Genomic DNA, 17631 nt, shown 5'->3' on the forward strand with positions numbered 1-17631 from the left:
AAACAGCTCAGTTAATTGACTATTTAACGACAAATGAGTTGAGTAATTTTTGTAACTTAATTCATTTTTAGTTACATTTAAGTTTATCTAATATATTGGATTTAATGTGATTTTTATTTAATGTAACTGAAAAAGCTACAGGAGATACCCACAGTGTACAAATCCATAATTGCAATTTCAGTTGTTGCAGTATTAGCTGGATGTCAAGCAAATAAGGCTGGCACTCAGACTAACTCAGTCAATGTGACTGCACAAACCGAGAGTCAAAGTGCTGTAGAAAAAGAAACCCAAAGGCTAAATGCTTGGTTTGCAGAAAAGTACGAACAAGAAATGCAAATGAGCCCAATTATGATGACGATTTATGGTCGAAAAGATAAATATGACCAAATCGATGACGTGTCTGAGCAGTCCCAGAAGCGCCAGTTAGCTTGGCTGGCAGGTACCGTGGCTGAATTAAGATCGCAATTTGATTACAGCAAATTAGATGATGAGGCTAAGATTTCTTATGATCTTTGGCTTTATGACTATGAGCAAGAAAAGCAGCAAGCAAAGTTTTTTGAAAATGAATACGTGTTTAATCATATGTTCGGTATTCAGTCGTTTTTCGTCCAGTTTATGATTAATTACCATAAAGTTGAAACGATAGAAGACATGCATGCGTACAACACTCGCCTAGTTAAAGGATCTGATGCAATTATTGAGCTGCTTGATCAGGCTCAATCTAGAGCGAAAAAAGGCATTAGACCGCCTAAATTTACTTATGAAGGGGTTATTAACCAATCTAAAAGTATCATCAATGGTGCTCCATTTATCGAAAGCGATAAAGATGCACCCCTATGGTCAGATGCTAAACGCAAAGTGCAAAAGTTGATTGATGATAAAAAGATTAGTCAAACACAAGGTGATGCGTTGCTTGCACAAACGAAAGCTGCGTTGCAAGGTGAATTTAAAGCATCTTACACAGCTCTTATAAATTGGTTTGAGCAAGATATGGCTAACTTGAAGCAACAAGATGGTTATGGTGTTGGCGACCTTCCAAATGGTAAGGCTTTTTATAATTACAGGCTGGCAGATCAAACCTCAACCAATTTAACCGCAGATGAGATCCATAAGATTGGTCTTGATGAAGTATCGCGTATTAAAAGCGAAATGATACAAATTATTGAGCAAGTTGGTTTTGAAGGCTCTTTACAAGAGTTTTTTGAATTTTTCCGCAGTGACCCGCAGTTTTTCTATGAGAACAACGATGAAGGCAGGCAAGGGTACATTGATGATTCTATTGCCTATTTAGATGAGCTCAACAAAAAACTACCAGACTATTTTGGGATATTACCTAAGTCAAAATTAGTCGTTAAACGAGTTGAAGCATTTCGCGAGCAACCTGGAGCGGCGCAGCACTATATGCCTGGTACCAAAGATGGCTCTCGCCCTGGGGTTTATTATGCTCACTTGATTGATATGACATCAATGCCTAAAAATACAATGGAGTCGATTGCTTATCATGAGGGCAACCCGGGTCACCATATGCAATTGTCTATTGCACAAGAGCTAGAAGGGATCCCAGAGTTTAGAACTAAAGCACAATTTACTGCATATTCTGAAGGGTGGGGATTGTATTCAGAATTACTAGCGAAAGAAATGGGTGCCTATAAAGACCCATATAGCGACTTTGGCCGTTTATCTAATGAGATGTGGCGTGCTGTGAGGCTGGTTGTTGATACAGGTATTCATGCACAAGGCTGGTCTGAAGAAGAGTCCGTCTCTTACTTTATGAATAACGTACCAATAAATGATACCGCGGCACGTTCAGAAATTCGTCGCTACATGATCATGCCGGGACAGGCTACATCATACAAAGTGGGTATGATTAAAATTCTTGAACTGAGAGAGCATGCAAAAGATGAACTCGGTGCAAAATTTGATATCAGAGGCTTCCATGACACAATTTTAGGCGGTGGTGCCATGCCATTATCTATACTTGAAAGACGCGTGAACACATGGATTGAAGAGCAAAAGCGCTCATAAATAATTAGGGCCTATTTTGAAAGTAACAAATGCACATGCTTTTTGGCCTGTGCATTTTTTGTTATGACTACTTTCAGTTCAAAGGAACCAGAGACGTTGATTTCACGACGAGAATGCTAATATTAAGATAAGTTTGTTGCATTATCTATTTATACGCCAGTATTGCAATTAATAAGTGCACCACTAATGGTTAAAAGCTTAGTCAGTAGTTTAATGTTTGTGTGTTGTTAATTTATTATTAATGTGTGGTTGGTCTTTTTGATTTATATTTTAAAAATTATAAGGTCTTTTTTATTATTAAAGGATTCTAGGGAATCTGAATATATTATAGTTTAGCCAACAATTGGTCGGCTTTTATCCCTGTCTATATGCTTTTGCTTTAAAGTTATCATCACTTGTAAAGCTATATTCTATGTATTATTTTTAATTTCTTTTATCTTTAATGTTTTTTATATATTATTTGATTAATTAATATTAATATAGCTCACTTGGTACGTGATATTAAATGCGTCACATTCCAAAGTAGATAAGAAATTTAATGACATCCAACAATAAAATTAATACATTTGAATCTGGGATTAAATCGCTATCCCTTATAGGAAGATTACATCAAAAATCCATTGACCCTGAAGAGCTAATTCATGATTATAAAGCCGAAGTAGAATCACGCCCAGAATTAGCAACTATTCAGCTTCTGAGAGCTGCTAAAGCATGCGGTTTTAAAGCTAAACGATATAACTCACCTTTAAAAACATTAGAAAAAGCAGTTTTTCCACTACTTGCCAAGCATTCAAACGGCCACTATTTCATTGTTGTCGATATTAAAGATGATAAAGCGTTAGTTCATGATAGCCATAACAAAGATCAGCAATATACAGTTGATATTTCTGAGGTTGATAAAATATCAGAGTGTGAGTATATCTTACTTGTTCCACGTAAACGGCTCTTATCCCAAAATGAAGAGTTCGGTTTTAAATGGTTTATACCAGCTTTAAAGCGTTATAAATCGTATTTTAGTGATGTGGTAGCTGCTTCGTTTTTTATTCAGTTGCTTGCGCTTGCATCACCAATTTTTTTTCAAGTTGCCATTGATAAAGTCATGGTGCATAAAGGTATGACTACCCTAGACGTGCTCGCTGTGGGGTTTTTAGCTGTTATTATATTCGAAGTCGTACTTGGTGGTTTGCGAACATACCTTTTTAGCCATACTACTAATCGCATTGATGTAGAGCTGGGCAGCAAACTTTATCAGCATATGTTGGCATTACCTATTTCGTATTTTAAATCAAGGCGAGTGGGCGATACTGTTGCTCGTTTGAAAGAACTTGATTCTGTCCGTGAATTTATGACGGGTTCCTCGTTAACTGTTGTTTTAGATTTATTCTTTACGCTCGTTTTTTTCAGTGTGATGTTTTATTACGCGCCATTGTTAGCATGGATTGTAGTAGGTAGCCTTCCATTTTATTGTCTAATAGCCTTACTGCTGGGCCCTAAACTGCGCACAACATTAGAGAAAAAGTTTCAATATAGCGCAGAAAACCATGCCTTTTTAGTTGAGTCAGTCAACGGTGTGGAGACAATTAAGTCATCGGCGGTAGAACCACAAATGCGAAGCCAATGGAACGACAAACTAGCCAATTATGTATCTGTCTCATTTTCTGCTACTAACTTGAATAATATTTATGGTCAATTGGCTAATTTCATTACGAAGGTCACTGGACTATTAATTTTATATTTTGGTGCAATTGCTGTAACTGATGGTGACCTAACAATCGGGCAGTTTATCGCTTTCAATATCCTTGCACAGAGAGTATCAGCCCCAATCATGAGATTTGCTAATTTATGGCAAGATTTTCAACAGGCAAGAATCTCGGTCGCTAGGTTGGGAGATATACTCAATACCCCGACTGAACAAAGTAGTGGAAACAAGATATCTCTTCCAAAACTTAACGGTGAAATATGCTTTGACCATGTGAGCTTTGGCTATACACCTGAGCGACCCAAAGTACTAGAGAACCTTTGTTTTAAGGTGAAGCAAGGGGAAGTTATTGGCATCGTTGGACGCTCAGGCTCTGGTAAAAGCTCATTAACTAAGCTCATTCAGCGCTTGTATTTACCTCAAGCTGGTCGAGTGCTCGTAGATGGTGTTGATACAACTCTTATTAATCCAGATTGGCTTAGACAAAATGTTGGTGTGGTATTGCAAGAAAACTTTTTGTTTAACGCGAGCGTACGGGAGAATATTGCGTTATCAGATCCCGCTGCACCAATTGAACGCATTATTGAGGTAGCGAAATTAGCAGGTGCACATGATTTCATTTTAGAAATGCCTCATGCCTATGACACTCAGATAGGTGAACAAGGCGGATTGTTGTCTGGAGGACAGAGGCAACGCATCGCGATTGCAAGGGCTTTGTTGAGCGATCCTTCAGTATTAATCTTTGACGAAGCGACCAGCGCCCTTGATTACGAGTCTGAGCAAATTATTCAACGTAATATGGCAAAAATTTGCGCAGGTCGCACTGTGTTTATTATCGCACATCGACTTTCTGCGGTAAGAGGTGCTAGCAATATTTTGGTTCTCGATAAAGGCCGTTTAATTGAGCAAGGGGATCATCATAGCTTGTTAGACAAGAACGGACATTATGCTTATTTATGTCGTTTACAAGGCTCAGCACCATCAAAAAAAGTCCCGATAAAGCGCCAAAGCAAACCAAATGAGGAGCTTTAAAATGGCGAAGTTAAACAAAGCTAATATTGAATTTTTGCCAGCAGCGCTAGAGATTCAAGCTGCTCCGGCACCAAAGTGGGCTCGCAGCATTGTTTGGACATTGGTTATTTTACTCGTTGTGACCATCACTTGGTTATGCTGGGGTCGAATCGATATTGTAGCGTCTGCGCAGGGTAAACTGGTTCCACAGCAGCAAGTGCAAGTTATCCAACCGATCGAGACGGGAGCTGTTTTAGCAGTTCATGTCAAAGAAGGGAGCGAAGTGGTTGAAGGTCAAATCCTATTGGAATTAGACCCTGCAATTACACAAGCTGATAAGCAAGATTTAACGGCTCAACTTAACCATGTAAATGCTCAGGTTGAGCGCTTAAGAGAGTTATTACTATTTGCACAGCAAGTTATTGATAATGATGAGGGAAAAATTAGGTTTGTTACTCCAAAAAGTGTACATAATGATACAGAACACAACTTGCTGTTAAGCCAAATAAAGGAATTTGAGCAAAGTCGACAAGCAGCTTGGTCTGCAATCGTGAGTTTGGAGGCTCAATTGATGGGAGCACAGCTAAGTGTCAAAAAAATTCAAACTATGCTCCCTTTAATTGAAGAGCGAACCCAATCACTAAAAGTACTCGAAAATGAAAAGCTTGTTGCAAGAGAGCAATATTTGTCTCTTAAGCAGGAAGCGCTTGATCTTGCCGGGCAGTTACCAATTGAGCAGGCTACAGTTCGCGAATTGAAATCTCAAATTAGTCAAGCAAAAGCGCAGTATGCTCTTTTGTTAACGGACCTAAGAAAACAATCTCTTATAGAACTCAATGATGCTTTATCTCGTCAAACAACGCTAAAGCAGCAGCTAGCAAAAAGCACTTTTTTAGAAGGCAAAACGCGATTGGTAGCACCTGTTTCTGGCACTGTGGAGGCATTAAGTGTGACGACAATTGGTCAAATTGTGACTCCTGCACAAGAGTTAATGCGGATAGTCCCCATGAATGACATGCTTGTCGTAGATGCTGGTCTGTTAAATAAGGACATTGGTTTTGTTTTTATTGGGCAAGAAGTAGAGGTGAAAATTGAGAGCTTTCCGTTTACACGCTATGGCGTCATAGAAGGTAAGGTCATCGATGTGTCAATGGATGCTATGGAACACGAAGTACATGGCTTGGTTTTTCCAATTAAGGTGGCGATAGAAAAACAGTCAATGTTGATTGATGATCGAATCGTTGCCTTATCATCTGGCATGACGGTTACCGCAGAAGTTAAGACCGGTTACCGTCGTATTATCGAATTCTTACTGTCTCCAATAATTCAAAGTGTCAACGAAGGCGCAAGAGAAAGATAAAAGCATTGAGTGAGGGAATTAATTATGAAAAGACTAGTACTAGGGGCAACTTTATTACTGCTAAGTAGCGAAGGTTTCGCTGCAGGGTTTGATTGCAAAAAAGCATCTACAGAAGTTGAAAAGCTGATTTGTAGTGACAAAGCGCTGTCTCAGTTAGACGAAGATATGAGTATTGCATATCGCAATATGCGTGCGCCTTTATATGGTATTGAAAGAGAAAACTATTTGGTAAAGCAGCGTAACTGGCTAAAGCAGGTACGTAACAAATGCCAAACTTCAAAATGCTTAAAAAAAGTGTATCAAGCACGCATTTCGGAGATTAATGGCCAAAAAGCGCCGTTACCAAACTTTAGGATCACCAAAGGTCAAGGTTACACCGTATGCGAAGCATTTTTAAAAGTACTGAATCGCACTCCGAGAGAAGAGCTCAAGGCGTGCGGCTTACCTAATTTAACAGGTTCTGGGTTTAAACCAGTGAAGTTTACCGAAGTAATCGCTGATAAAACTCTACAGATGGATAAAAAATATTATGAGCTTATTAACTACAGAGTGCCTTACGAAACAGTCGAAGCGCAGCGAATAAGCCGCTACCAGTCAGGTTTTTATCGCATCTATACCGGGGTGTTGACTATAGATGGCAAAAGAGAGCCTGTGATTCAGGTGACGCAGCCCTATTCAGGATGTTACACACCACCGAAAGGCGAGTACTTTTCGCTTGCAAATGCATTTGAAGATGACTGGAAAACATTCAGCGATGAAAAAAAGCTGCTTTTTGCGAAAGGAGCCGGAGTTTATAAAGGGCATGAGTCCACGGATATAAATTTGAGCACAGGCTCATTAGATTCAGGAGAGTTTGTTCAATTTAATGGTGGATCTTATTTAATTAATGGGATCGGTTTACGCAGTAAAAACTCTATAAATGATTGGGCAAATAAAAATTTAGTAGCTCTGTATGAATTTGACAAAAAAACGGGGAAACACTCGCGCTTTGAGAGAAAGAAGCGTTGTAACTATTGGTATAACTATTAAATAAGGATTTTTTTATATTATGGCACGAGATTATGAAGCATTATTACGGTCTATGGCTGATTTAGAAGGTACGAAGAATAAGGTTTATCTAGATCATAAAGGGATCCCAACCATGGGGATTGGTTTTAACCTTAGGGAAGAAGATATAGTAAAAAAAGTCCTCAATCAAATGGGGTATACTGGAAACAATATCGGTGATACTAATCACGACAAGCTTGTTGGCGAAATTGTAAAAATAGCTAATGAGAACTGGACGAAAACGAATTTAAATTCAAAAATAGAGAGTATAGAAACTAAACTTTCCAATTATAAAGGGCAAGTACAAGACCAAGCTACTAAAGATTCCCTCCGAGACAGCTTTGAATTTAATAATTTAACAGAAATGACCCCTGTTTTTGAGGGTCTGATTGTTGATTATGAGACTAAAACTATTGCAGAAATACGAAAAGAATATAATGCAAAGCACAAAACAAACCTGACCACGGATGATATTACAAAGGTATGGAATGCCCTTACTGAGCGCCAAAAAGGTGGAATCTTGTCCATGGTATATAATGGCGGTGCGGCTGGTATGATTGGCAAAGGGATTTCTACCGCTCTGGTTGAAGGAAATGTGGCAGGAGTATTCTGGGAAATCGCGTTTAATAGCCTTGCTCCGAGTGATATAAACAAAGATGGTGTCAAGGAGGAAAGGCTATGGTCTAAGCAAAAGCGCAGAGCAGAAGAAGCCCATGAATTTATTGATGAGTTTCTTAAAGATGGGGATTTCTTTCAACGACTTCAATTATTTAATTTACTTAAAGATAAACTTGCGGATATTGAAGCGATTTATGAGAGTATGTATGACATCGGAGTTAACACCGACAAAAAGCCAAAAAAAACCACTGTTGAGCGTTATTTAGAAAGTATCAACTTTGTCGATGAGTTATTGAAAAACCTAGGGGATTCTCTGGGATTAGAAGTGCCTAAATTTGATCCAGGTTTTAGAAAGCTTTTTAGTGAGGATTTAGAGCAATGCCTTGCTGAAATAAAAATTGAATTTGAAGAAATTAACGATAATTTACGACCTAGAGATCCACTAATTTTGGATTTAAATGGTGACGGTGTTCAAACTATCCACGTTGATGCTGGAGTATTGTTTGACCATGATGGCAGTGGATTAAAACAAGGTACTGGTTGGGCGTCAAAGGAAGATGGCTTTTTAGTATTAGATTTGAATAACAATGGTCAGATAGACAATGGCTTAGAGTTATTTGGAGATAATACTCGCCTAGCAGGGCAGCCCAACCAAATAGCCGAGCATGGTTTTAAGGCGCTGCAAAGCTATGATACAAATAGTGATGGCAAAATAGATGCGCAAGATGATGTTTACTTTAGGCTACAGGTTTGGCAAGACCTAAATCAAGATGGCATTAGCCAAGATGGAGAGCTCAAGTATCTCAGTGAGTGGGGAGTTGATTCTATTTCATATGTTTATAGAAGAGTCTCACGCCCTCAGTCTGGCAATACAATTGAGTATGAAGGCTCTTTTACTTGGTCAGATGGTTTAAAAGGAAATGTTTCAGCGCTATTTTTTGCTAGTGACTCATTTCGGACAGCATTTATTGAACCATTCCCTATTTCAGAGCGAGCTGCAAAACTACCTGATGCACAAGGGTTTGGTGGTGTCAGGTCACTTCGTGAAGCTGCTTCACAAAATAGTCGATTAGCTGAATTGATAGAGCAATTTGTATCTTTAGACAGTAGAAGTGAACAGCGAGCGTTGATGGACAAAATACTGTTTGAATATAGTGAAACATCGGCGTTAGACAGTCTGTTTGATGATTTTTCCAGAATTAACTTAGATCCAAATAGCTATAAAATTCCCGGTAATGAATGGACAAAGCTTGCGGTCATAGAAGCTTTCGGAGCGAATATAGATTCTATTTATGAAATATCGGGATCATCTACTTTACCTACTCTTAGGCCATTCATCGGAGATGATAATTTAAGCTCTAGGATAAGAGATTCTGTTCATAAGGCTTATGACTCCATCGAAGATGCCATTTATATACAAATTGCACTGCAAACCCGCCTTAAACCACTGACAGATACGATTGGCTTTTCATTCAAAAATAATAGTCTAACCATAGATTATAGTGAATTTGAAAACGCTATTAATGCTCATATTATTGCAGACCCTGTGAATGGATTGTCAGACTTATATGACTTAGTTCATTTTTATCCATTGATTACTAAAAATGCGAATGAAGGTTACCAATTACTCTTCTCAGAGCTAGCTAAGTTTAGTGATGATCAAAACGTGATGGGCGCATTGGCTCAGCATATTCCTCTGATTCACATGAGTGATGAAAATAGGACTTTTAGTGCAGATGTGGATTTAGCTGCTGGCACTGAAGGAAATGACTTAATTCACTCCTTTGCGGGCAATGACTTTATTGCTGGCTTAGGTGGAGATGACACATTGCAAGGCGGTGATGGCAATGATTATCTTTACGGTGGAAAAGGTAATGACTACATTGTTGGCGGCGATGGAGATGACACTTTAAACGGTGGAGCGGGAGACGATGTTCTTTATGGTGGTAATGGTAATGATACTTATCTTTACGAACTTGGTGATGGGAACATCACAATTGATCATTATGACAATGCTCAAAGTTCTCATGATGTTTTAAAGTTTGGTAAAGGTATTGCTACCAATGATTGTAGCTTCAGCGTCAGCGATCGTGATTTACTAATTGTACTGAGTGATGGTTCGGTAATTACATTAAGAAATTACTTTGGAGGGTCTGCAGCTAATAAAATTTCGTTAGTTCAATTCGAGGATGGGAGCCAATTTACTGCTCCAGAAATTAAAGAGGTGCTTTTTTCCAGTTCTGAACAAGATGACGTAATAAAAGGGACACGTGAAGCAGATTATATTTTGGGTAAAGGAGGAAGCGATTACATTGAAGGTCTTGGTGGTAACGATTACTTAGACGGGGGCGAGGGTGATGATACTTTAGTCGTTATGCAATCGCAGAATTATGACCACAATCACACGACCCTTGTCGGCGGCAAAGGGGATGACATTCTTAAAGGGTATATTAGCTCGGAGACTTATGTCTACAACCTTGGTGATGGCCATGATGTTATCCATGAGTTGAATACGAGGGATACAACAGATCAGATAGTTTTGGGCGAAGGGATTACGAAAGAGCAGGTTCAATCTGTGCGCTCTGGTAATGATATTGTGTTGGAGATTTCTGATAGCAATGGCACTCTAGTTGGCTCAATCACCTTGGCTGGCTCTTTTACCGATAAAGATAATATTATTGATAAAGTGGTATTAAGTGATGGCCGCTATTTCACCCCAGAAGAGCTATTCGAACAAGCGCAAAAGCAAGAAGGCACAGATGCGAGTGACGTCTTGTATGGTTCGCGCCAACATGAGTTTATATATGGTTTAGGGGGAGATGACCTAATAGAGGGGCGGGGTGGTAACGATTACTTAGACGGGGGCGAAGGTAATGACACTTTAGTCGTTACGCAATCGACGCTTTATAAGCACAATCACACGACCCTTGTCGGCGGCAAAGGGGATGACATTCTTAAGGGGTATTTAGGCTCAGAAACCTATATTTATAACCTTGGTGATGGGCATGATGTTATCCATGAGTTGAATACGAGGGATACAACAGATCAGATAGTTTTAGGCGAGGGAATTTCGAAAGAGCAGATTCAATCTGTGCGCTCTGGTAATGATATTGTGTTGGAGATTTCTGATAGCAATGGCACTCTAGTTGGCTCAATCACCTTAGCTGGCTCTTTTACCGATAAAAGTAACATTATTGATAAAGTAGTATTGAGCGACGGCGGCTACATCACTCCAGAAGAGATATTCGAACAAGCGCAAACGCAAGAAGGAACAGGCGGGAATGACGTCTTGTATGGTTCACGTCAAGATGAGTTCATATATGGTTTAGGAGGAGATGACCAGATAGAGGGGCGGGGTGGTAACGATTACTTAGACGGGGGCGATGGTAATGATACTTTAGTCGTTATGGAGTCGCAGCATTATAAGCACAATCACACGACCCTTGTCGGCGGCAAAGGGGATGACATTCTTAAAGGGTATTTAGGCTCAGAAACCTATATTTATAACCTTGGTGATGGGCATGATGTTATCCATGAGTTGAATACGAGGGATACAACAGATCAGATAGTTTTAGGCGAGGGAATTTCGAAAGAGCAGATTCAATCTGTGCGCTCTGGTAATGATATTGTGTTGGAGATTTCTGATAGCAATGGGATTCTGGTTGGCTCAATCACTTTAGTTCGCTCTTTTACCGATAAAAGTAACATTATTGATAAAGTAGTATTGAGCGACGGCAGCTACATCACTCCAGAGGAGATATTCGAACAAGCGCAAACGCAAAAAGGTTCAGAGGAGAATGACGTCTTGTATGGTTCACGTCAAGATGAGTTCATATATGGTTTAGGGGGAGATGACCAGATAGAGGGGCGGGGTGGTAACGATTACTTAGATGGGGGCGAAGGTAATGACACTTTAGTCGTTATGCAATCTCAGCATTATAAGCACAATCACACGACCCTTGTCGGCGGCAAAGGGGATGACATTCTTAAGGGGTATTTAGGCTCAGAAACCTATATTTATAAGCTAGGAGACGGTCATGATGTTATCCATGAGATTGGTTCAAGTAATACAACAGATAAGATAGTTCTAGGCGAAGGGATCACGAAAGAGCAGGTTCAATCTGTGCGCAAAGGTAATGACATTGTGTTGGAGATTTCTGATAGCAATGGCACTCTTGTTGGCTCAATCACCTTGGCTGATACCTTCATCGGTAAAGGTAGTATTGTTGATAAAGTGGTATTGAGCGACGGTCGTTATTTCACCTCTGAAGAAATATTTGAACAAGCGCAAACGCAAAAAGGCACAGAGGAGAATGACGTCTTGTATGGTTCACGTCAAGATGAGTTCATATATGGTTTAGGAGGAGATGACCAGATAGAGGGGCGGGGTGGTAACGATTACTTAGACGGGGGCGATGGTAATGATACTTTAGTCGTTATGGAGTCGCAGCATTATAAGCACAATCACACGACCCTTGTTGGCGGCAAAGGGGATGACATTCTGAAGGGGTATCTAGGCTCAGAAACCTATATTTATAATCTAGGAGACGGTCATGATGTTATCCATGAGATTGGTTCAAGTAATACAACAGATAAGATAGTTCTAGGCGAAGGGATCACGAAAGAGCAGGTTCAATCTGTGCGCAAAGGTAATGACATTGTGTTGGAGGTTTCTGGTAGCAATGGCACTCTTGTTGGCTCAATCACCTTGGCTGATACCTTCATCGGTAAAGGTAGTATTGTTGATAAAGTGGTATTGAGCGACGGTCGTTATTTCACCTCTGAAGAAATATTTGAACAAGCGCAAACGCAAAAAGGCACAGAGGAGAATGACGTCTTGTATGGTTCACGTCAAGATGAGTTCATATATGGTTTAGGAGGAGATGACCAGATAGAGGGGCGGGGTGGTAACGATTACTTAGACGGGGGCGATGGTAATGATACTTTAGTCGTTATGGAGTCGCAGCATTATAAGCACAATCACACGACCCTTGTCGGCGGCAAAGGGGATGACATTCTGAAGGGGTATCTAGGCTCAGAAACCTATATTTATAACCTTGGTGATGGGCATGATGTTATCCATGAGTTGAATACGAGGGATACAACAGATCAGATAGTTTTAGGCGAGGGAATTTCGAAAGAGCAGATTCAATCTGTGCGCTCTGGTAATGATATTGTGTTGGAGATTTCTGATAGCAATGGGATTCTGGTTGGCTCAATCACTTTAGTTCGCTCTTTTACAGATAAAAGTAACATTATTGATAAAGTAGTATTGAGCGACGGCAGCTACATCACTCCAGAGGAGATATTCGAACAAGCGCAAACGCAAAAAGGTTCAGACGGGAATGACGTCTTGTATGGTTCACGTCAAGATGAGTTCATATATGGTTTAGGGGGAGATGACCAGATAGAGGGGCGGGGTGGTAACGATTACTTAGATGGGGGCGAAGGTAATGACACTTTAGTCGTTATGCAATCTCAGCATTATAAGCACAATCACACAACTCTTGTTGGCGGCAAAGGGGATGACATTCTGAAGGGGTATCTAGGCTCAGAAACCTATATTTATAATCTAGGAGACGGTCATGATGTTATCCATGAGATTGGTTCAAGTAATACAACAGATAAGATAGTTCTAGGCGAAGGGATCACGAAAGAGCAGGTTCAATCTGTGCGCAAAGGTAATGACATTGTGTTGGAGATTTCTGATAGCAATGGCACTCTTGTTGGCTCAATCACCTTGGCTGATACCTTCATCGGTAAAGGTAGTATTGTTGATAAAGTGGTATTGAGCGACGGTCGTTATTTCACCTCTGAAGAAATATTTGAACAAGCGCAAAAGCAAGAAGGTTCAGACGGGAATGATGTCTTGTATGGTTCTCGTCAAGATGAGTTCATATATGGTTTAGGGGGAGATGACCAGATAGAGGGGCGGGGTGGTAACGATTACTTAGATGGGGGCGAAGGTAATGACACTTTAATCGTTATGCAATCACAGCATTATAAGCACAATCACACGACTATTGTCGGCGGCAAAGGGGATGACATTCTTAAGGGATTTATTAGCTCGGAGACTTATGTCTACAACCTAGGTGATGGTCACGATATCATTGATGATGTCGGTAGTATCGAAGGTAATGATCTTCTTCGTTTTGGTGAGGGGATTACTCAGGACATGATAAATATCAGGAGGTCAAACAATGATATTGTGATTGAAGTGAATCATATTAGATCTGATTACCAAGGTACGGTTACCTTCAAAAATGGATTTACAAGTTTGAACAAGGTGGTTGATCAAATCCAATTTATCGATGGAAAAACAATACTATCAGAAGAAATACATAAAAAAGCCAGCACGATTAATGGTAGTGACCAAGATGATATGTTAGAGGGCACTGCGAGCTCTGATTGGATTTTTGGTCACGATGGTAATGATAATATTCAGGGGAGTTTTGGTAATGACTACCTTGATGGTGGATCAGGAAATGATGAGATTTATACTGGGACCGGAAGAAATGTTCAGAGTAATCGCAATACATTAGTTGGTGGATTAGGTAACGATAAACTATTTGGTTCTGTAAGTTCAGAGAGGTATCTATACAGCTTTGGCGATGGGCATGATGTAATTGTCGACAATGGAGATAACTCTCAGATAGATAAAATCGAGTTTGGCGAAGGTATCAGTAAAGACAATGTTAAGGTTTCCAGAGATGGCAATGATATCATTCTCGATGTTATAGGTACTGACGATTTTACAAACGGTAGTATACGCATTGAAAAAGCTTTTATAGAAAATAGCTATAAAATTGAGTTGGTGCAGTTTGAAGATGGTAGTTATTGGAATGATAGTGATCTAGTCGAAATTGCTAGACATTTGCACGGCACGCCAGATTCAGATCATCTGTTGGGTACTACTATAGATGACTCACTAATTGGCTATGATGGGAATGACACGCTTGAGGCAGGCGGAGGTAATGATTTTCTAGATGGCGGGGCCGGTGATGATGTGCTCAAAGCTTATGGTTATGAAGGGCATTACAATACCTTTGTAGGTGGTAAAGGTAATGACAGGATTGAAAGCGGTTTAGCACTTAATACGTTTGTTTATAACTTAGGTGATGGGCATGACACAATTAAAAATTTTCGATCAAAAAGTAGTGTGGTGAAGCTTGGAGCTGGCATAACACAAGATATGCTGGAAGTTAATCGTAAGGGAGATGGTATTATCATAACGATTGACCATAATGACGCTTCTTTATCTGGCAGTATCTACTTCGAAGGTGCTTATGTTTCCATAGATTACCGATTAAAAGAGCTTCAGCTTTTTGATGGCTCAGTCGTGGCATTTGATAATATGCTTAAAACCGCAAAAGTAACGAGAGGTGACGACAGTGATAACGAAATTCATGGTACTAGGATTGAAGAGATTATCTATGGCGGTGCGGGGAACGACACTATATATGGTTATACAGGCCTAGATGAACTATACGGTGAGTCTGGAAACGATATCATAATCACTACTCTTGAAGCTAAATTGATGAGTGGGGGCGATGGTGATGATGTACTACGCATAGCTCATGATGGACGAACACAAGCGCAAAAAACAACGCTGATGGTTGGCGGGCAGGGCAACGATACTTATGAGATATTGACCGAATATACGAGTGTAACTGTTGAGTATAGTTATGGAGATGGGCACGACGTACTCGTTAATGCACCAGGAAAAAGTGATACATTGTCGTTTACGGCTGGTATAAGTCCTGACAATATCACCATGCGTAGATTTGGCCAGTCTATGATAATTGAAGTTTTGGATGACAAAGGCGTAGTTAGCGGGTCAATTATGCTTGCAAACCAGATGGGCGGACAATCTTCTGGACAACTAGAAACAATATCTTTCGATAACCAAGTGTATTCAACTTTTGCCCTTTGGGCGGATAAAGGTATTTCTATTCAGGGCACTGACGCGAATGAATCTCTTCACGGTACAAACTTAGACAACGAAGTCTATGGTGGCGCTGGGAGTGATCAATTATCAGGTGGTTTGGGTGACGATATTCTAGATGGTGGAGAAGGTAATGACACTATAACCTCAAGAGAGGGCAACGATAAAATATATGGTGGCTCTGGTGATGATAGGATAAACACATGGGGTGGTACAAAAAATGAAACCAACATTATACAGGGTGGCCTTGGGGATGACAGCATAAGTGGCGGTCAGCGCTCAGATATATATATTTATAACCTAGGCGATGGAAACGATATTTACGTTGAACATGCAGGGACAGAGTTTGGTGAAGATAAAATTCTGTTTGGTGAGGGTATTAGCCAATCGCAAGTTACATTTGAGCGGGTGGATCACGACATTCTAATTACGATAACTAATGCTGATGGCTCCTATAGCGGCAGTATTACAATTAATGATGGATTTTATTATAAAAACCCACCTACAAGACCTAATGCAATCGATCCGGGGAAAATTGAGATAATTGAGTTTGCAGATGGTTCGCGTATTACTATGCCTGAGATCATGGAAATCGTAAAAGTTGTCCATGGTACTGAGCAAGCAGATCGCCTTTCAGGGACAGTTTCAGAAGATGTTATAAAAGGCTACGCCGGTGATGATTATATCGTTGAGTCAAAAGGTGAAGATATTGTTTACGGTGGCGATGGTAACGATACTGTAGATGGTAGAGCAGCCCAAGATTATTACGCGAAAAACACTTTTGTCGGTGGTAAAGGGAATGATAAGTTTGAGCACTCTCATGGAATTGATACGTATGTTTATAATTTAGGTGATGGTCACGACACAATTATTGAAACAGAGCGTGGGCACGGCAATGATACTCTTTTATTCGGAGAGCAAATCAATGCTGAAAATGTGACATACCGAAGAGAGCAAACTGATTTAATCTTTGAAGTGAGAAATTCGTTTCATGAGATAGTGGGCTCGGTAACAATAGTGGATGAGTATTTGGGTAAGAAACTGGAAAGTGTTAAGTTCATTGATGGTACTGAACTGGATTTGTCACAGATACTGTTAGAGACATCATTAATAGAGGGGAGTGAATTAGGTGAGACGTTACTAGGTGGTTATATGGATGAAACCATGTATGGGCATGGCGGTGACGATATTATCAGAGTAGGTTCAGGAAGTGATGTTGCTTATGGCGGAGAAGGGAACGACATCATAGATGGAGGTAGCGGGCACGCAATATTGGATGGTGGTCAAGGCGATGACAACATCAATGCTGGATTGTCTATCTTAGATTTTCATGGTAACGAAACGCAATCAGCCGATAAAATCATTAAAGGCGGCCTAGGTAACGACACTTTGCACGCAGGCAGTAATCTCAATCAGACGATATTCGAATATCAGCTAGGTGATGGCAATGATGTTATACAAAGGTCTTTTGAAAGTAATACTCTTAAGTTCGGCGCAAATATTACAGCTAATATGATAAGCGTCAGAACCACTACTTTAAGAGAAAAAACCAGGATTTTGATTGATGATGGCAATACGCAATCAGAAATTACTATAATAGGCGTTGGAGGCTACAACCCAATTACAGATCAATTCGATTTAAAGCGGGAAGAGTATCTTGATAAACTTGAATTTTCAGATGGAACCGTTCTCTCTTTAAGAAATTTGCTTAACAATAATTCCAACAGCCTAGAGGAGCTATCTGCACAAATAGACAAAGAGTCAGAGCAATTAGTGAATGCAATGCTCGCATTTGACGATGGTCAAGATGATGTTGAGCTTAGCGCTAAACAGATAGCAGATTCAAAGATGATACACTCCTATCAATAAACAGTAGAAGTGTACTCAAAATAAGGATTATGTATTAGCCCTTGTATAGTTTACAAG

The 17631-nt window shown here is 40.0% G+C and carries 5 protein-coding genes; all 5 read left to right on the forward strand.

All coding sequences use genetic code 11. The features are described 5' to 3' along the window. Positions 1-153 precede the first annotated feature (153 nt). The 5 genes from S4054249_RS10110 (at position 154) to S4054249_RS10130 (ending at position 17574) form a co-directional block, all read left to right on the forward strand. Entirely contained in the window at positions 154-2025 is a 1872-nt protein-coding gene (locus S4054249_RS10110; RefSeq protein ID WP_046358330.1) for a DUF885 domain-containing protein, read from the forward strand. A 538-nt stretch (positions 2026-2563) separates the two neighbouring features. After that, on the forward strand, positions 2564-4756 hold the full coding sequence (locus S4054249_RS10115; RefSeq protein WP_046358331.1) for a type I secretion system permease/ATPase: 2193 nt from the start codon (positions 2564-2566) through the stop codon (positions 4754-4756). A 1-nt stretch (position 4757) separates the two neighbouring features. Continuing rightward, positions 4758-6095, forward strand: a complete 1338-nt coding sequence (locus S4054249_RS10120) for an HlyD family type I secretion periplasmic adaptor subunit (RefSeq protein WP_046358332.1) — start codon at positions 4758-4760, stop codon at positions 6093-6095. Positions 6096-6119: 24 nt separating this feature from the next. Further along, positions 6120-7124, forward strand: coding sequence for a lysozyme inhibitor LprI family protein (locus S4054249_RS10125; protein ID WP_052961169.1), 1005 nt, complete (start codon positions 6120-6122; stop codon positions 7122-7124). A gap of 19 nt (positions 7125-7143) precedes the next feature. After that, complete coding sequence (locus tag S4054249_RS10130; protein ID WP_069949066.1) at positions 7144-17574, forward strand: calcium-binding protein; 10431 nt, start codon at positions 7144-7146, stop codon at positions 17572-17574. The last annotated feature ends 57 nt before the right edge of the window (positions 17575-17631 follow it).

This window comes from Pseudoalteromonas luteoviolacea, from assembly GCF_001750165.1.
Taxonomy (GTDB): domain Bacteria; phylum Pseudomonadota; class Gammaproteobacteria; order Enterobacterales; family Alteromonadaceae; genus Pseudoalteromonas; species Pseudoalteromonas luteoviolacea_G.

Coding starts and splice junctions, on each gene's coding strand:
- S4054249_RS10120 (WP_046358332.1), top strand. CDS start 4,758: ATGGCGAAGTTAAACAAAGCTAATATTGAATTTTTGCCAGCAGCGCTA.
- S4054249_RS10130 (WP_069949066.1), top strand. CDS start 7,144: ATGGCACGAGATTATGAAGCATTATTACGGTCTATGGCTGATTTAGAA.
- S4054249_RS10125 (WP_052961169.1), top strand. CDS start 6,120: ATGAAAAGACTAGTACTAGGGGCAACTTTATTACTGCTAAGTAGCGAA.
- S4054249_RS10115 (WP_046358331.1), top strand. CDS start 2,564: ATGACATCCAACAATAAAATTAATACATTTGAATCTGGGATTAAATCG.